Source organism: Acidobacteriota bacterium (assembly GCA_039683095.1).
GTDB lineage: Bacteria > Acidobacteriota > Aminicenantia > Aminicenantales > Saccharicenantaceae > RBG-16-66-30.
The window spans coordinates 101,748-117,552 of sequence record JBDKSB010000001.1 but is presented as its reverse complement, the minus strand read 5'-3'; the positions used below and the strand labels follow the sequence as shown (position 1 = coordinate 117,552).

Genomic DNA, 15,805 nt, shown 5'->3' with positions numbered 1-15,805 from the left:
CCCCATGGACGGACGTCTGATCATCGGCAACGAGCGCGTCGAGACCGCGGACAAGCTCGTCTCCGTGAACCCGGCCACCCTCGAGCCCGTGGGCGAGGTCTCGGTCGCCTCGCCGGACGACTGCGGGCGGGCCGTCCGGGCCGCCAAAGAGGCCGGCCCGGCCTGGCGCCGTCTCGATCCGCGGGAGAAGCGGGCCGTTTTCAAGCGGGCCGAGAACATCCTGGCCCGGCGGGCCCCCGGGATCGGGCGCCTGATCGCCATGGAAAAGGGCTCGCCCTATCCCGAGTCCCTGTCGGTCGAGGTTTTCGGCGCCCTCCAATCCCTCGATTATTACGGCCGCGGCCAGGGGCGCCTGCTCCGGTCGCGGCGGACCGGCCACCATACCCCCCTGTTCTTCAACAAGGCCGCGGCCTTCCGCTTCGACCCCCTGGGGCCGACCCTCGTCATCTCGCCCTGGAATTTCCCCTTCCTCATCCCCTTCTGCGACACGCTCAGCGCCCTGACCGCGGGCAACACCGTCGTCCTCCGGCCCTCGACGACGACCCCGCTCGCGGCCCTGGCCGTCGGCGAGATCCTGGTCGAGGCCGGCCTGCCGCCCGGCGTTTTCAACGTCGTGGTCTGCCGCGTGCCGGAAGCCGAGGCCATGATCGTCCACCCGGACATCCGGAGCGTCCAGTTCACGGGCAGCGTCGGCGTCGGCCGGCGGGTGCTCGAGCTCTGCGGCCGGAACCTGACCAACGCGGCCCTCGAGCTCGGCGGCAAGGACCCGATGATCGTCTGCCCGGACGCCGACCTCGAACGGGCCGCCCGGGGGGCCGTCTGGACGGCCTTCATGAACTGCGGCCAGAGCTGCGGGTCGATCGAGCGGGTCTACGCCGCCCGGGAGATCGCCGGGGCGTTCACGGCCCGGGTCGTCGAGCTGGCCCGTCAGGTCCGGGTCGGGGATCCCCTCGAGCCCGGCGTCGACATGGGGCCGATGGCCAACGCCGGGCAGCTCGCGGTCGTCGAGGAGCACATCGCCGACGCGCGGGCCAGGGGCGCGGCGGTCCCGGTCGGGGGCGGCCGCGTCGCCGGCCTGCCCGGCTACTTCATCGAGCCGACCGTGCTCACGGGCGTCGATCATACGATGCGCTGCATGACCGAGGAAACGTTCGGCCCGACGCTGCCGATCATGGCCTACGACGGCGACGACGAGGCCGTCGCCCTGGCCAACGACAGCGACTACGGCCTGACCGCCTCGGTCTGGACCCGCGACCGGAAGCGGGCGGCCTGGTTCGCCGAGCGCCTGGAGGCCGGGTCGGTCACCGTCAACGACCACATGTACTCGTTCGTCGAGCCGCGGGCGATCTGGGGCGGCATCAAGCAGACCGGCATGGGCCGGTCGCATGGCCCCTTCGGCCTGCTCGGGCTCGTCGACATCAAGTACGTCGACATGGACTTCTTCCGCAAGAGATCGCAGACCTGGTGGTTCCCCTACGACCGGAGCCTCGAAGGCGTCATCGAGAAGGCCATCGCCGCCTTCCATGGCCAGGGCCTCGGGAGCCGGCTGCGGGCCGTCCTGGGCCTGCGCAAGGAGTGGCGGCGCATCGCGGCCACCGCGCCGCTCGGGAATTACGTCCGGGCCCTGCCGAGGATTTTCAGAAAATGACCGTGCCGCCGCGGCTGATCGGATTGACGGGCACGAACGGGGCCGGCAAGGGCGAGGCCGCTGCCTATTTCGGGACCAGGGGCTACGCCTATCACTCCCTGTCCGACGTCATCCGGGAGGAGCTGGCGCGGCGGGGCGAGCCGGCCAGCCGGGACAACCTCATCCGGACCGGCAACGATCTGCGGCGCAGCTTCGGCCCCGACGTCCTGGCCCGGCGGACGATGGCCAAGATCGGTCCTGGCGAGCGGGCGGTCATCGACAGCATCCGCAACCTGCGCGAGATCGAGTTCCTCCGGCGCCAGGAGGGCTTCCTCCTGCTGGCCATCGACGCGCCGATCGAGCTGCGGTTCGCCCGGGCGGCGCGCCGGGGCCGGGACGAATCGGCCGGCGATCTCGAGACCTTCCGGAAGAAAGAGGGCCAGGAGCGGGCCGGCGGGGCCGGGGCCCAGCAGCTCGAGGCCTGCCTGGCGGCGGCCGACCGCCTGATCGTCAACGACGGGACCCTGGCAGAATTCCAGCGCAAGCTCGAGGAGGTCGCATGAGGCCGCAGAGAACGTCCAAGGACCAGTATTACCTGGGCATCGCCAAGGAGGTCTCGCGCCGGAGCACGTGTTTCCGGCGGTCCATCGGGGCCATCATCGTCCGGGACGACCAGATCATCTCGACGGGCTACGTCGGCGCGCCCCGGAAGACCAAGGACAGCCTCGAGCACGGCTTCTGCCTGCGGGACCGGCTGGCCATCCCCCACGGCCAGCGCTACGAGCTCTGCCGCAGCGTTCACGCCGAGCAGAACGCCATCATCAACGCGGCCCGGGCCGGGGTCAGCCTGCTCGGAGGGGACATGTACATCTACGGCAGCGAGCCGGAGGGCGAGAAGCCGATCAACGCCCTCCCCTGCTTCATCTGCAAGAAGATGATCGTCAACTGCGGCCTCGGCCGGGTCGTCTGCTCGGCGGCCGGGGGCGGGGCCCAGGTCTTCAGCGTCGAGGACTGGATCCGGGATTGGCAGGCCCGCGACATCCTCGACGACGAGCGCCAGTACGGGAAGGACTGAGGCCGATGTCCGCCCGGGCCAAGAGGAGCTTCTGGCTGGCGGCGGCCGCGGCGGTCCTGCTGGGCGGCGGGCTGGCGGCAGGCGCAGGGCAGGACCGGCAGGCGGCGGGCGCGCCCCCGGGCGGGCTGCTCAAGCTGCTGGGGATCGAGCCGTCGGCCGAGTCCGTCGATTATGTCCAGAACAAGACCCAGTTCCAGCTGCACACCCTTCTGACCGAGCAGCGGCATCCAAAAACCTGGTACCTCGGGGAACGGGTCCGCGAGGACACCCAGGCCGGGCTGCGCATGCTCTCGTCGGTCGACGACGACGTCCTGGCCAGGCTGGAGGAGCTGGCCGCGGCGCCCGAGGCGCTTGAACAGGCGGCCCGGGCGGTCGAGACGGCCATCCTCGGCGGCCGGAAGATCTACATCTACGGCTGCGGCGCGACGGGGCGGCTGGCCAAGCAGATGGAGAGCGCCTTCTGGCGCCCCTTCTGGCGCGCGGTCAAGGCCGACGCCCGGATCTGGAAGAAGGCGGCCGGACGCCTCCCGGCGAAAGACGGGATCGAGGCCGGCCTCGTCGGCGAGATGACCGGCGCGGACCGGGCCCTCATCAGCTCGCTCGAGGGCTTCGAGGACCTGCAGCTCATCGGGCGGCTCCAGCTCCATGACCGGGGCGTGGCCAAGGGCGACGTTGTCATCTGCGTCACCGAAGGCGGGGAGACTTCATCGGTCATCGGGACCGTGCTGGCCGCGCTCGACGAGTGGAAGGCGGAACCCGGGTACGATCCCGCCGAGAGCCGCAAGAAGCTCTACTTCGTCTACAACAACCCCGACGAGCGGCTGATGCCCTTCGACCGCAGCCGGAGCGTCCTGACCGAGCCGGGCATCACCAAGATCAACCTGACGACCGGGCCGCAGGCCATCACCGGTTCGACGCGGATGCAGGCCACGACGATCGAAACGTACGTCGTGGCGGCCATCGTCGAAACGGCGGTGGAGCGCGTCCTGGCGCCCGTCCTCGGCCCGCGGGACATGGAGAAGCTCGGCTTCGCCGGCGGCCGGTCCCGGGGCGGGACGAGCGTCGCGGCCAGGCTGGCCGATTTCAGCGGCGTACTGGCCGGGGCCCGGGCGGCGCTGCCGGAGCTGGCCGCCCTGACCGATCTCGAGGCGGCCGCCTACGCCGGCGGGCGTTTCTCGACCTATTACGCCGAGCGCGGCCTGATCACCGTGTTCATCGACAGCACCGAGCGGAGCCCGACCTTCCGGCTGGCGCCGCTGGACACGGTCCGGGAGCCGAAGAGGAAGTGCTGGATCCAGGTCTGGACGAAGGCCGCGACCCCGGCGGAGGCCTGGCGCGCCTTCCTGGGCCGCCCCTTCCGGGGCCTGAAGGCGGAGATCTACCGGCAGCCGTTCGAGACAGAGGTCGCGGACCCGTACCTGCGGCGGGCGGCCCTCGAGAGCCTGAAGAAGGCGGGCGACGATCAGGCCGGGCTCTACGACTTCTCGCTGTCCGACGCGAACACGGAGGGCCGGGGGCCGAAGAAGGGCGATCTGTGCGTCCTCGTCGCCATGACCCCGGAGGACCGGGCCTTCGACGATCCCGGGTCCTCGTTCGTCAAGGTCCTGCGGCTGGCCGCGGCGGGGGGCGCCGACGCCGGCGTCATCATCCTCTCCGCCCGGCCGGCGAAGGAGTTCCCGGAGCTCGCCGAGCGGGTCCGGCGACGCTGGGCGGGCGCGGCCGGCCGGCTCGTGGCGGTGCCGGTGTCCGTCCGGGCCGAAGCCGATCCTTTCGGCCTGCGCCAGCAGATGGCGGCCAAGATGCTTCTCAACGCCCACTCGACCGCGGTCATGGCCAAGCTGGGCAAGGTCGTCGGGAACACCATGACCAACGTCAGCCCGAGCAACCTCAAGCTCATCGGCCGGGCCACCTACCTCATCCAGTCGCACGTCAACGACATCCTCGGCACGCCGAAGTGGGTCGCGGCCCATGGCTCTCGGGACCCCGTCAGCTATGGCGAAGCCAACGCCGTCCTGTATGACGCCATCTCCTATCTCAAGGACCGGCAGGCGGAGGGGGGACAGACGGCCGAGGTGGCCTTCTCGATCATCCGCATCCTCGAGTCGCTCAAGGAGAAGCGGGGCCTCGGCGGCGAGGAGACGCTGGCCATCGTGAAAGCGGCCGGCCTGGGCAAGTACCTGGAATCGCTGAGATAAGAAGGGGCGAACCTGGACGGCCCCGGCCGGGGCTGACTGCGGCGGGCGGTTCACCCCGCGGCGGCCAGTACGGATCGCGGCAGGAGCGGGCCGCAGCGGATTTTTACGAAGACCTGGTCCCCTCTTTGCGAAGGTTCGGTCCGCTCTTATTGGTCCCCCATCATGGCATCGGGGGGCCGCCTTCGAAGCTGTAGCAGGGGGCGACGGCCGGCCGGGGCCGGCGCTTCGGCTTGGTCTTCACCTGCGGATAGACGAACAACTCGCCGGCGTAATTGCGCAGGACGACCTGCTCGTCGGTGATGGACTGCAGGTATTTCGGCAGGAGCGGGATCTTGCCGCCGCCTCCAGGCGCGTCGATGCAGTAGTAGGGCACGGCCAATCCGGAGGTCCAGCCGCGCAGGTTCTCCATGACCTCGAGTCCCTTCTCGACGCTCGTCCGCAGGTGCTCGGTCCCCGAGACGTAGTCAGCCTGGTAAATGTAGTAGGGCCGGACCCGCACGGACAGCAGCTTCTGCATGAGCCGGCGCATCACCAGAGGGTCGTCGTTGACGCCCTTGAGCAGCACGGTCTGGTTCCCCAGCGGGATGCCGGCATCGGCCAGCAGGCCCAGGGCCCGGGACGATTCCGGCGTGATCTCGTCGGGGTGGTTGAAATGCACGTTGACGTAGAGCGGGTGGTACTTCTTGAGCATGGCCGCGAGCTTCTCGGTGACCCGCTGAGGCAGGACGCAGGGCACGCGCGTGCCGATGCGGATGATCTCGATGTGCGGGATGGCCCGGAGGCCCTTGATGATCGCCTCGAGGCGGCGATCGCTGAGCATGAGCGGGTCGCCGCCCGAGACGATGACGTCGCGGATCTCCTCGTGGGCCCGGATGTAGGCGAGCCCGTCCTCGATGTAGCGCGGGTGGATCTTCGACGGATCGCCGACCTTCCTCTTCCGCGTGCAGAAGCGGCAATACGAGGCGCAGCTGTGCGAGACAAGGAACAGGCAGCGGTCCGGATAGCGGTGAACGATGCTCGGCACCGGGGAATCGGCGTCCTCCTCGAGCGGGTCGGCCACCCCCGTGTCCTCCTTCAGCTCGGCCGGATCGGGGACCATCTGGCGCCACATGGCGTCGCCCCGCTCCTTGATCAGCCCGGCATAGTAGGGCGTGATCTGGATCTTGAACACCTTGGCGATCCGGCGGACCTCCTCGACGTCAAGACCGAACTTTTGGGCGATCTCCTCGGGCTTCCTGAGAGCGCCTTTGAGCAGTCGTTGCCAGTCGTCCATCTCCATGACTCCTAACGAAGATACTTCGCGTATATGACGCGATCGTCGCCGGGCCGGTAATAATCGGGCACCCGGGCGACCTCCCGATACCCCAAACCGATATAGAACTGCCGCGTGCCGTGGTACTTCGGCTGCGACGAGGTTTCGATGAGGATCAGCCGCCCGTTCCGGCGGCCGACCTCGGCCTCGAGCCAGCGGACCATCTCCTTGCCGCGGCCAAGGCCCTGCTGGGCAGGCGCCACGGCCATCCAGTAGAGGTCGTAAACGTCCTCGGCCAGCGGCGTCGGGCCCCAGGTCAGATAGCCGGCCGGCGCCCCGGCCTGGTCCTCGACCACCACGACGTCATAATCCTTCTGCTCGGGCCGGTCGAGGAAAACGTCGATGAGCTCCTCGGCCACGACGACCTCGGGCTCCGTGAAGAAGCCCGTGGCCCGGACGAGCCCGAGCACGGCCGCCTTATCGCCCGCCTGCATCCGCCGGATCATTGACGACCTTCCTGGCCAGGGCGTTCTGCACCATGACGCTCCAGAACCCGGCGTACTCGATCCCGGCCGCCTTGAGCGCCCGGGCGTACCCCGCGTTGGTGCTGATATCGGGATTGGGATTGACCTCGAGGATGAACGGCCGGCCCTTGGCGTCCATGCGGAAATCCACCCGCGCGTAGTCCCGGCAGCCCATGGTCCGGAAGGCCGCGGCGGCCAGTCCCTGGAGCCTGGCCCGGAGCTCGTCGTCGATCGGCGCCGGGCAGATGGGCGGGGTTTTCTGGTAGAGCGGATTGTCCTCGAACCACTTGGCCTCGTAGCCGAGGATGCGCGGCATGTCCTTGGGCAAGGCCGAGAAATCGATCTCGGAGACCGGCAGCGGCGTCACCGCGCCGTCCTCCATGACCGAGACGTTGAACTCCCGGCCGTCGATGAAGGCCTCGACCAGGACCGGCTGCCGATAATTGTCCAGGCAGCGCCGGACCTGCTGCCGCAGCGCCGGCTCGTCCCGGACGACGGAGTGAGGATAGATGCCCAGGCTCGCGTCCTCGGCGTTGGGCTTGACGATGAGCGGGAAGCGCAGCTCCAGGGGCTCGTCCCCGGTGATCATGAGCTGGGCCGGCGCCGTCGGCAGCCCGGCCGCGCGGAGCACGGCCTTGGCTTTGAACTTGTCCTGGCAGAAGGCCAGGGTCTTGGCCGCGCTCCCGGTGAAGCTCAGGCTCATGAGCTCGAAGATCCCGGCCACGTTCGATTCCCACTGGGGCCGGCCGTAGTAGCCCTCGCAGAGGTTGATCAGCACGTCCGGGTTGACCTCCCGGATCCGGCCGGCGAAGTTGAGCAGGCTCCTCTGCAGCGGGATGAGCGTCGCGCCGAGCCCCAGCGAGCGAACGGCGTCGTGCGCCTGCTGGGCCATCTCCGCCACGGACTCCTCCGACAAACGCTCCGCCGCCGCTGTCGGTCTCGGTTCGTAGGCGTTGAAGACGATGGCGATCGTTGGGGCTGGGATCATGCACGATCCGCGAGGACCGCCGGCCGTTCGCTCGCCGCGGGCCGGACGCGCGTTTGACGGAGGCCGCAGCGCTTGGCGGCCTCCTCCACGACCCTGTGGATCAGGTCCGAATAGGAATACCCGGCGGTCCGGGCCGCCTTGGGCAGGCAGGAATTGTCCTCGGGGCGGGGCAGGATGCCCGGCAGCGGATTGACCTCGAGGATGTTGGGCTCGCCCTTCTCGTCGAGCCGGACGTCGACCCGGCACCAGTCCCGGATGCGCAGGACCGCGCAGGTCCGGGCGACGATGTCCTCGATCTTGGCCTGGAGGACGCCGGGGATGGGCGCCGGGCACTTGAAGATCTCGAGGGGCTTTTCCCTCGTGTCCCAGAGCCACTTGGCCTCATAGGAATATATGGGGGCCGCCCCGGCGGGGAGCTGGCCGTGATCGATCTCGACGATGGGCAGGACCTCGTAGTTCGGCGCGTTGCCCAGGACGCCGACCGTGAACTCGCGGCCGGCCAGGAACCGCTCGACGATGACCGGCTGCTTGTAGGCCGTCACGACCTCGTCGACGCGCTCGTAGAGCTCGCCCAGCGTCCGGACGAGGGAATTGTTCTTGATGCCCTTGCTCGAGCCCTCGGTCAGCGGCTTGACGATGGCCGGCAGGCGCACGCTCGCCGGGATGGCCGCGGCCGACTCGACGATCCAGAAGGCCGGGTTGGGGATCCGGTGGTAGGACAGGATCTCCTTGGCCCGCGACTTGTCGAGGCAGATGCCGAGCGTCAGCGGGTCTGATCCGGTGTAGGGGATGTCCAGCATCTCGCAGACGGTCGGGATGTGCGATTCGCGGTTGGGGCCGATGACGCGCTCGGCGATATTGAAGACCAGGTGCGGGCGCTGGCGTTTCAGCCGGCCGTAGGCCTTCTCATCGGACTCGATGAAGAGGACCTGGTGTCGTTCCTGGAGAGCATGCCCGACCGCGGCGATCGTCTCGTCCGAGTCGCACTCGGCGAGCATGTCGTTCGGCAGTGGAGGCTCGTCCTCCTCGTCCTTGTGCTCGTCGCGGCGGCAGGAGAGAGTGGCCTCCATGCCGGCCTTCGAGCTATACAGCAAAGCGACTTTCATCGTTGAATTCCTCTTTCCGCTGGATCTTTCGTCGTTCCTCGCGACCGTTCTTCAAATTCATTTTCATTTATAGAGCATTTGAACCAATTGTCAAGTCTTTTCTGGCCGGCGACCACTTTTTTTTGTAGAAGGCGCCTCCGCCCGCGCTATTAGTAGCGTCGCCGCGCGGCCGGCCGTCCCGCCGGAAGCGAAACCGGGCCGGCGCGGACGGCCCGCTGCCGCGGTCCCGTCCAGGAGGAGATCGAACAAGGAGTTCATGGCGGGGTTGCCGGACGGTTTACCTGAAGAAGACCAGCGTCACGACGACATAGAGGGGCACGAGGAAGAGCATCGAGTAGGCCATGTAGCCGAAGAACGACGGCATCTTCAGCTTGTATTCCTCGGCGATGACCTTGACCATGAAATTCGGGCCGTTGCCGATGTAGGAGTTCGCGCCCATGCAGACGGCGCCGGCGCTGATCGCCTGGAGGAAGACCGTCGAGATGCCCGCGACCGGGCCGTGGAGGCCGAGCCCCTGGGCCATGGAGAGGAAGGCCAGGTAGGTCGGCGTGTTGTCGAGGAAGGACGACAGGGCGCCCGTCGTCCAGAAGAACTGCCAGGGATGGGACAGGCCGAGCTGGCCGGCGCGGGCGTTCAGAATGAGGAGCGCCGGGGTCATGGTCACGAAGATGCCGGCGAACAGGATGGCCACTTCGAGGATCGGGTTGTAGTTGAAGCCGTTGTCGATCCGGCACTGGCGCCGGGTCGTCAGGAGCGACAGTACGGCCATGAGGATGAGCAGGCCCTCGCGCTGGGGAAAGGGCAGGAAGATGCCCGCGACGATCCCGGCCGCCCAGACGAAGTTGATCGTCCCAGTCAGGCGCAGCGGCTCGGCCCGCCGGCGGTCCCGGATCAGGTCCCGGCACGCCTCCTTGCGGTACTGGAGGCCGTCGTAGATGTAGAACATCAGCAGCGTGCCGCCGACCATGGTCGCCCAGATCGGCCACAGGCGCAGGGTCCAGAAGAAGGGCACGCCCTTGATGAAGCCCATGAACAGCGGCGGATCGCCGAGCGGGGTCAGCAGGCCGCCGATGTTCGAGACGAGGAAGATGAAGAAGATCGGGATGTGCCTGGTGAACTTGCGCTCGGAATTGGTCTTGAGCAGCGGCCGGATGAGGAGCATGCTCGCGCCGGTCGTGCCGATGAAATTGGCCAGGATGGCGCCGACCAGGAGGAACAGCGTGTTGACCTCGGGCGTGGCCTTGAGGTCGCCCTTGAGGACGATGCCGCCGGAGACGATGAACAGGGCCGTGAGCAGGAGCAGGAACGAGGCGTAGTCCTTGATCGACAGGGCCAGCTCATGCGGCGCGTTGAGGAGGAAGTAGCCGGCGACGGGCAGGGCCCAGAGGAACGCGACCAGTCCCTTGTTCTTGTGGCTCTCCCAGAAATGGGGGGCCTTGAGCGGCACGAAGGCGATGGACAGGAGGAGCCCCACGAAGGGAACGATCCCCCACAGCGGCAGTGTCTGTCCCAGCTGGTGCGCGTCCATAAGAGGCGTATTGTAGCGGAACGCCCCCGTTTTTCAAGGGATCGGAGCGCTCAGGGCAGGAAGGCGGTCGAGATGCGGTAGGCGCGGGCCGGAAGCTTCCGCCTGGCCGCTTTCCGCTCGATCGGCCGGAGCAGGGACCGGTCGTCGCTCGGCGGCGTCCGGAAAAGAAGCGCCGCCCCGGCCTCCCAAAGTTCCTCGAGGAGCTCCCGGCCGAGCCCGCGCTCGATGTGGACGACGGCCCGGGAGCCCGCCTTCGCCGCGGCCGCGGCGAGAACGACGGCCTGGGCCCCGGCCGCCCCGTCGGCGATCGATCCGTCGGAGAAGTGGATCCAGGCCCGGTGCGCGGCCGGCGCGGCCAGGCCCTCGGCCAGGGGACCGGCATGATAGATGACGAAGAACGCCCGGCCCTTGCGGGCCGCCGCGGCCAGCTCGGCCAGGCGCGCCGGGTCCCGGGGCCGGGTCCTGTTCGAAACATGGAAGTCCACCCCCTTCTCGAGGAGGTCGGTCAGCGCCTGGAGCGAGATCGCCCCCGCCCCTTCGGGCTCGGAGAGCGGGCCGTTCCAGAGCACGGAAAGGCGGGTGCCGCCGTCGCGGCTGGCCCGCTGCAGGATCTCCCATTCCGCGGCCCGCGGCCTGGCCTCGTCGGACGTCAGGATGCGGGCGCCGGCCTTGGCCAGGGACTCCATCTCTTCGAGGCCGAGCCGGCCGGTATCGATCAGGCTCAGGGGGATGCGGCGCCGGCCCGCGTACCGGGCGGCTTCGAGCATGACAGTGAAATCGAACTGATCGTCCCGGATGTCCAGGTCCCGCCGCGTGCGGACGCGGTCGAGGAGCTCGTAGATCCGGACGACCCCGGCGACGCCTTCCTTGATCTTTTCTTCGCTCATCTTCGGAACCTCAAGATATACCACCCCCTCCCGGGACTGTCAAACAACGGGAACGGGCGCCGGGGGCCGCCCCGCTCCTTCCGCCGCCATGGCCGGGTTGATATTCCCCCCGCCGTCCATTATCATCGGGGCGGAGTCGAATACGTGAGATCCTGCGTTGTGCTGTTCTCGGGCGGGCTCGATTCCACGACCGCGCTCGCCTGGGCCCGCTCCCGGTGCGACGACGTCCGGGCCCTGACCTTCGACTACGGCCAGCGCCATCGCGTCGAGATCGCGATGGCCCGGAAGACGGCCGGCCGCCTGGGCGTCCCGCATACTATCCTCAAGGTCGACCTCCGGCCGGTCGGCGGCTCGGCCCTGACCGATCCCCGGATCCCCCTCCCCCGCTCGCCCCGCCGGCCCACGTCGCCGGCCGGCCCGCCGGCGACGTACGTCCCCTTCCGCAACGGCATCTTCCTGGCGCTGGCCGCCGCCTGGGCCGAGGCCCGCGGCATCCGCGATCTCGTCTGCGGCTTCCACGTCGAGGATTCGCCCGACTACCCCGATACGACCCGCGCTTTCGTCACGGCCATGGAGCGGGCCGTCCGGGCCGGCACCCGGGCCGCGTTCGGCGGGCCCCGGCCCCGGATCCTCGCGCCGCTCCTGGGCCTGGGCAAAACGGACATCATCCGGCTGGGGCTCGGCCTCGGCGCCGACTATTCCTATTCGGTCTCGTGCTACGCCGGCGCGGAGCGCCCCTGCGGGACGTGCTCGTCCTGCCGCTTCCGGGCCCGGGCCTGGAAGGCCGTCGGCCGCGAGGACCCGCTCCTGGCCCGCCTGCGAAAGGGAGGTTCCCGATGAGCTGGACGCTGAAGGTCCGGGACAAGTTCTCGGCCGCCCATTATCTCCAGGAATACAAAGGCAAGTGCGAGAAGGTCCACGGCCACACCTTCCAGGTCGAGGTCGCCATCGCCGTCCGCGAGCTGGACCGGACCGGCCTGGGCTTCGATTTCACCGAGATCAAGAAGGACCTGGCCGCCGTGCTGCCCGACCACGCCCTGCTCAACGAGGTCTTCGCCTTCAATCCGTCGGCAGAGAACCTGGCCCGCCACTTCTACGGCGAGCTCAGAAAGAAATACCCGGTCGAAGCCGTGACCGTCTGGGAGTCCGAGGATGCGTCGGCCGCCTACGCTGAAGACGATTGAGATCTTCGCCTCGCCTCAGGGCGAAGGCCTGCGCCAGGGCGAGCCGACCATCTTCGTCCGGCTGGCCGGCTGCAACCTCCGCTGCGGCTTCTGCGACACGAAAACGGCCTGGCGCGGCGGCCGCCAGTGGTCCGTCGAGGCCATCGCCGCCGAGGTCGAGCGCCTCCGCGGCGGATATCCCACGACCTGGGTCTGCCTGACGGGCGGCGAGCCTCTGGCCCAGAACGTCCGGCCGCTCGTCAAGCGCCTCCACGCCGGGGGCTTCCTGGTCCAGATCGAATCGAACGGGACCTTCCCTCCCGATCCCGACGCGGACTGGCTCTCGGTTTCGCCCAAGCCGCCCGGCTACGCGGTCCACCCGGCATCCCGGAAAAAGGCCCGCGAGGTCAAGCTCGTCGTCTGCCGCCCTCTCTGCCTGGATGACGTCCGGGCCGTGAGGGCCGCCTTCCCGCTGACGACGCCGGTCATCCTCCAGCCCGAATCGAACGCCGGGTGGAGCATGAAGAAGGCCGTCCGCCTTCTCGAGGACGCCGGCCGGGCCGGGATCGATGGGCTCCGCCTCTCCGTCCAGCTCCACAAGATCTACGGGTTCCGCTGACCGGCCCGCCGGCCGCCGCCCGCCTCGATCGCCGGTGCGCCCTTCCGCTCGAAGAACCGGTAGCCCGACCGGGTGAGGTAGACCCCGGCCAGGGTGACCGCCGCGCCGACGGCCTGGAGCGCGGCCAGGCGCTCGCCGAGGAGAAGACCGGCGAAGAAGATGGTCAGAATGGGCGACAGGTTGCTGTAGATCCCGGTCTTGGCGCTGCCCACGGCCTGGACCGATTCGTACCAGATCGCGAAGCAGAGGAAGATGGCGATGAGCCCGGCATAGGCGATGGCCGCCCAGCCCTGCCACGGGACGCGGTCCCAGGAGACCCGGGCCAGGTCCCTGGCCGCGAACGGCAGATAGACGGCCGTGCCGAAGATGGCGCCCTGGCCGGCCACGCGGAAGGCCGAGTTCCGTTCGAGGAGCGGCCGGGAAAAGACCGTGTAGCCGGCCCAGAAAACATTGGCCACCAGGATCAGCACGGCCCCGCGCCAGGCCTCCCAGGTGAAGGCCAGCCCGCCGTTCTCCCCGGCGACGACAAGCATGAATCCGGCGAAGGAGATGGCGATGCCGGCCCAGCCGGCCGGCGGGATGCGCTCCTCGCCGAAGACCGTGGCCAGCACGGCGATGAAGACGGGGCTCGTGCCCATGACGATCGAGGCGGTCGAGGCGGGCATCAGGCTGACGCCCCTGATGAAGAAGACCTGGTAGAACGTGATGCCCAGCAGGCCCAGGGCGGCGGCCTTCCAGCCGTCGCCCCGGCGGGACCGGCCGGGCCGGGCCGGCCGGACCGCGAGCACGACGGCGTAGGCGAGCGCGGCCAGGACCAGGCGGGCGGCGTTGAAGGCGTGGGGCGAAAGCGAGCGCAGGCCGATCTTGATGACCGAGACGTTGACGGCCCAGAGCAGGACGACCAGCAGCATCAGCAGGTCGGTCCGGCCCATGCGGGAGCCGTTAGTCGGTCGGTCCATGATATTCTTAGGGGGTCGCTTCCCGGCGGGAGTGACGTCCTGGCGCGGGCCGGCACCGCCCCTCAGGGCCGCCGCCGCCGGGACCTCGGATAACGGGCCTCGACGACCGAGGTCAGGCCGCCGCGGGGATTGAACTCGCCCCGGACGAGGGCGCCGGCGGGCTTGCAGGCGCGGACGATGTCCTCTAGGATGCGGTTGACGACGTTCTCGTAAAAGATGCCCAGGTTGCGATAGGCCAGGAAATACTCCTTGAGCGACTTGAGCTCGAGGACGCGCCCGACGGGAACGTACTGGATCTGGATCGTTCCGAAGTCGGGCAGGCCGGTCTTCGGGCAGACCGAGGTGAATTCGGGGAACTCGATCGTGATCTCGTAATCCGGGAACTGGTTGGCGAAGGTCTCGATCGGCGGCAGCTTGGCATCGAGACCGGCCTTGGCCTCGCGGTCCGTGTATCCTGGCATGGGTTCCTCACTAACTCCTTGAAGGGGCCTATGATACACGAATCGGCCGGACCGGACAAGGTGTCACGTATGCATCTGGACGAGGGCAGGGATTCACGGAAGGATCGGGCGCCTTTTCAACAGGCGATCGGGGCGGATTCCATGGTGCGTTCCCTTGCCTACCAGGACACGTGTCAATTCAATAAATCAGGGCAACGCAAACCGGGACATTTCCCGAACGGGCGGGAATCCCTATAATAGGGAAGCAACTTCCTTTATAAAGAGGCCCCGCATGAGCGAATGCAAGAGCGCGAAGAACAGGACCCGCTGCAACTGCACGTATGAGCCATGCAGCCGGAAGGGCGTCTGCTGCGACTGCCTGGCCTACCACTGGCGGAACCGGGAGCTGCCGGCTTGCCTGTTCCCCGACAAGGACGAGCGGACATACGACCGGTCCCTACGCCGGTTCATCGAGATCTACAAGGACCGGGCCTGATGGCCGGCCGCCGCTTCGTCTATGGCCCGGTGGCCTCGCGGCGCCTGGGCTTTTCCCTGGGCGTCGACGTCATCCCCTTCAAGACCTGCACCCTTGACTGCGTCTATTGCCAGCTCGGCTCGACCGGCCGGACCACGGTGCGCCGCGGTCGCTGGTTCCCGCCGCGCGAGATCCTGGCCCAGGTCCGGGAGGCGCTCGGCTCCGGCCAGCGGATCGACGCCGTGACCTTCTCGGGTTCGGGAGAGCCGACCCTCTGCCGGGACCTCGGCCTCCTCATCCGGTCCATCAAGAAGATGACCAAGGTCCCCGTCGTCGTCCTGACGAACGGCACGCTCCTCAACCGCAAGGACGTCCGCCGCGAGCTGGCCGCGGCCGACGTCGTCGTGCCCTCGCTCGACGCCGTTTCCGCGCCGCTTTTCCGCCGCGTTAACAGGCCCCACCGGTCCCTGAACAACCGGCGGATCATAGAAGGCCTGGCCCGCTTCCGCGAGGAGTTCGCCGGCCAGATCCGCCTCGAGGTCATGCTGGTCAAGGGCGTCAACGACTCCCCGGCGGCCGTCCGCGCCCTCGAAGCGGCTGTGGCCCGCATCCGTCCGGACCGGATCGAGCTCAACACCGTCGTCCGGCCCCCCGCCGACCTTCGGGCCGCGCCGCTCAGCCCGGCCGCCCTGGCCCGCATAGGGGCCAGGCTCGGCCCCCGGGCGGAGGTTGTCGCCTCCTTTCCTGAAAGAAAGCAGGCCCCGGCCGCGGGCGGCCTCGAAAAGGCCATCCTGGCCACCGTCCGGCGGCGTCCCCAGACGGCCGCCGACATCGCTTCCGCCCTTGGCCGTCACCGCGACGAGGTGCTCAAGGCCCTCGCCGCGCTCCTCGGGCGAGTCCGGGTGGCGAAACGCGTCCACGGGGGAAAAACCTACTACTACGGCGGCCCCGCCGGGCGGGCCTGACG

17 protein-coding genes are annotated in these 15,805 nt (G+C 68.8%); 9 read left to right on the top strand and 8 right to left on the bottom strand.

The features are described from left to right. Nucleotides 1–4: 4 nt before the first annotated feature. From ABFD52_00550 to ABFD52_00535, 4 genes are read left to right on the top strand one after another with little or no spacing between them, the layout of a single operon-like run. Nucleotides 5–1,648 (top strand): aldehyde dehydrogenase family protein, encoded by a 1,644-nt coding sequence (locus ABFD52_00550; protein ID MEN6559250.1) that lies wholly within the window; start codon nt 5–7, stop codon nt 1,646–1,648. Then, nucleotides 1,645–2,190 carry an AAA family ATPase gene (locus ABFD52_00545; GenBank protein ID MEN6559249.1) on the top strand — a complete coding sequence of 182 codons (546 nt, stop codon included), beginning with the start codon at nt 1,645–1,647 and terminating at the stop codon, nt 2,188–2,190. The genes ABFD52_00550 and ABFD52_00545 overlap by 4 nt, the downstream gene beginning before the upstream one ends. Then, a complete protein-coding gene (locus tag ABFD52_00540; protein ID MEN6559248.1) occupies nt 2,187–2,702 on the top strand; it encodes a dCMP deaminase family protein in 516 nt (171 codons plus the stop codon). The genes ABFD52_00545 and ABFD52_00540 overlap by 4 nt, the downstream gene beginning before the upstream one ends. Nucleotides 2,703–2,707: 5 nt before the next feature. Further along, complete coding sequence (locus ABFD52_00535) at nt 2,708–4,897, top strand: hypothetical protein (protein MEN6559247.1); 2,190 nt, start codon at nt 2,708–2,710, stop codon at nt 4,895–4,897. A 160-nt stretch (nt 4,898–5,057) separates the two neighbouring features. Here the strand turns inward: ABFD52_00535 and ABFD52_00530 are convergent, their stop codons facing one another. The 6 genes from ABFD52_00530 to ABFD52_00505 all read right to left on the bottom strand — a co-directional run bounded on the left by ABFD52_00530 (nt 5,058) and on the right by ABFD52_00505 (nt 11,182). After that, the gene (locus ABFD52_00530) at nt 5,058–6,170 is read right to left on the bottom strand and encodes a KamA family radical SAM protein (GenBank protein ID MEN6559246.1); all 1,113 of its coding nucleotides are present in this window, start codon (nt 6,168–6,170) and stop codon (nt 5,058–5,060) included. Nucleotides 6,171–6,181: 11 nt separating this feature from the next. Continuing rightward, entirely contained in the window at nt 6,182–6,655 is a 474-nt protein-coding gene (locus tag ABFD52_00525; protein ID MEN6559245.1) for a GNAT family N-acetyltransferase, read from the bottom strand. Next, nucleotides 6,627–7,661: an ATP-grasp domain-containing protein gene (locus ABFD52_00520; protein ID MEN6559244.1), complete on the bottom strand. Its 1,035-nt coding sequence runs from the start codon at nt 7,659–7,661 to the stop codon at nt 6,627–6,629. The genes ABFD52_00525 and ABFD52_00520 overlap by 29 nt, the downstream gene beginning before the upstream one ends. Next, nucleotides 7,658–8,767, bottom strand: a complete 1,110-nt coding sequence (locus ABFD52_00515; GenBank protein MEN6559243.1) for a D-alanine--D-alanine ligase — start codon at nt 8,765–8,767, stop codon at nt 7,658–7,660. The genes ABFD52_00520 and ABFD52_00515 overlap by 4 nt, the downstream gene beginning before the upstream one ends. A 277-nt stretch (nt 8,768–9,044) precedes the next feature. Then, nucleotides 9,045–10,295 (bottom strand): sodium:proton antiporter, encoded by a 1,251-nt coding sequence (locus ABFD52_00510; protein ID MEN6559242.1) that lies wholly within the window; start codon nt 10,293–10,295, stop codon nt 9,045–9,047. 50 nt (nt 10,296–10,345) lie between these two features. After that, complete coding sequence (locus ABFD52_00505) at nt 10,346–11,182, bottom strand: hypothetical protein (GenBank protein MEN6559241.1); 837 nt, start codon at nt 11,180–11,182, stop codon at nt 10,346–10,348. Nucleotides 11,183–11,326: 144 nt separating this feature from the next. Here ABFD52_00505 and queC point away from each other — a divergent pair, with 144 nt between their 5' ends. Genes queC through ABFD52_00490 form a run of 3 tightly spaced genes read left to right on the top strand, consistent with a single transcriptional unit; the run spans nt 11,327 to nt 12,964 of the window. After that, nucleotides 11,327–12,022 carry a 7-cyano-7-deazaguanine synthase QueC gene (gene queC / locus ABFD52_00500; GenBank protein ID MEN6559240.1) on the top strand — a complete coding sequence of 232 codons (696 nt, stop codon included), beginning with the start codon at nt 11,327–11,329 and terminating at the stop codon, nt 12,020–12,022. Further along, entirely contained in the window at nt 12,019–12,366 is a 348-nt protein-coding gene (locus ABFD52_00495; GenBank protein ID MEN6559239.1) for a 6-carboxytetrahydropterin synthase, read from the top strand. The genes queC and ABFD52_00495 overlap by 4 nt, the downstream gene beginning before the upstream one ends. Next, the gene (locus tag ABFD52_00490) at nt 12,335–12,964 is read left to right on the top strand and encodes a 7-carboxy-7-deazaguanine synthase QueE (GenBank protein ID MEN6559238.1); all 630 of its coding nucleotides are present in this window, start codon (nt 12,335–12,337) and stop codon (nt 12,962–12,964) included. The genes ABFD52_00495 and ABFD52_00490 overlap by 32 nt, the downstream gene beginning before the upstream one ends. Here the strand turns inward: ABFD52_00490 and ABFD52_00485 are convergent. Further along, the gene (locus ABFD52_00485; GenBank protein ID MEN6559237.1) at nt 12,949–13,923 is read right to left on the bottom strand and encodes a DMT family transporter; all 975 of its coding nucleotides are present in this window, start codon (nt 13,921–13,923) and stop codon (nt 12,949–12,951) included. The two genes, ABFD52_00490 and ABFD52_00485, sit on opposite strands and share 16 nt — an antisense overlap. Before the next feature lie 62 nt (nt 13,924–13,985). Continuing rightward, nucleotides 13,986–14,384: a preQ(1) synthase gene (queF, locus tag ABFD52_00480; protein MEN6559236.1), complete on the bottom strand. Its 399-nt coding sequence runs from the start codon at nt 14,382–14,384 to the stop codon at nt 13,986–13,988. Nucleotides 14,385–14,655: 271 nt separating this feature from the next. Here queF and ABFD52_00475 point away from each other — a divergent pair, with 271 nt between their 5' ends. Together ABFD52_00475 and ABFD52_00470 are read left to right on the top strand one after the other, a co-directional pair. Next, on the top strand, nt 14,656–14,859 hold the full coding sequence (locus ABFD52_00475; GenBank protein MEN6559235.1) for a DUF6485 family protein: 204 nt from the start codon (nt 14,656–14,658) through the stop codon (nt 14,857–14,859). Beyond that, the gene (locus tag ABFD52_00470) at nt 14,859–15,803 is read left to right on the top strand and encodes a radical SAM protein (GenBank protein MEN6559234.1); all 945 of its coding nucleotides are present in this window, start codon (nt 14,859–14,861) and stop codon (nt 15,801–15,803) included. The genes ABFD52_00475 and ABFD52_00470 overlap by 1 nt, the downstream gene beginning before the upstream one ends. Nucleotides 15,804–15,805 lie beyond the last annotated feature (2 nt).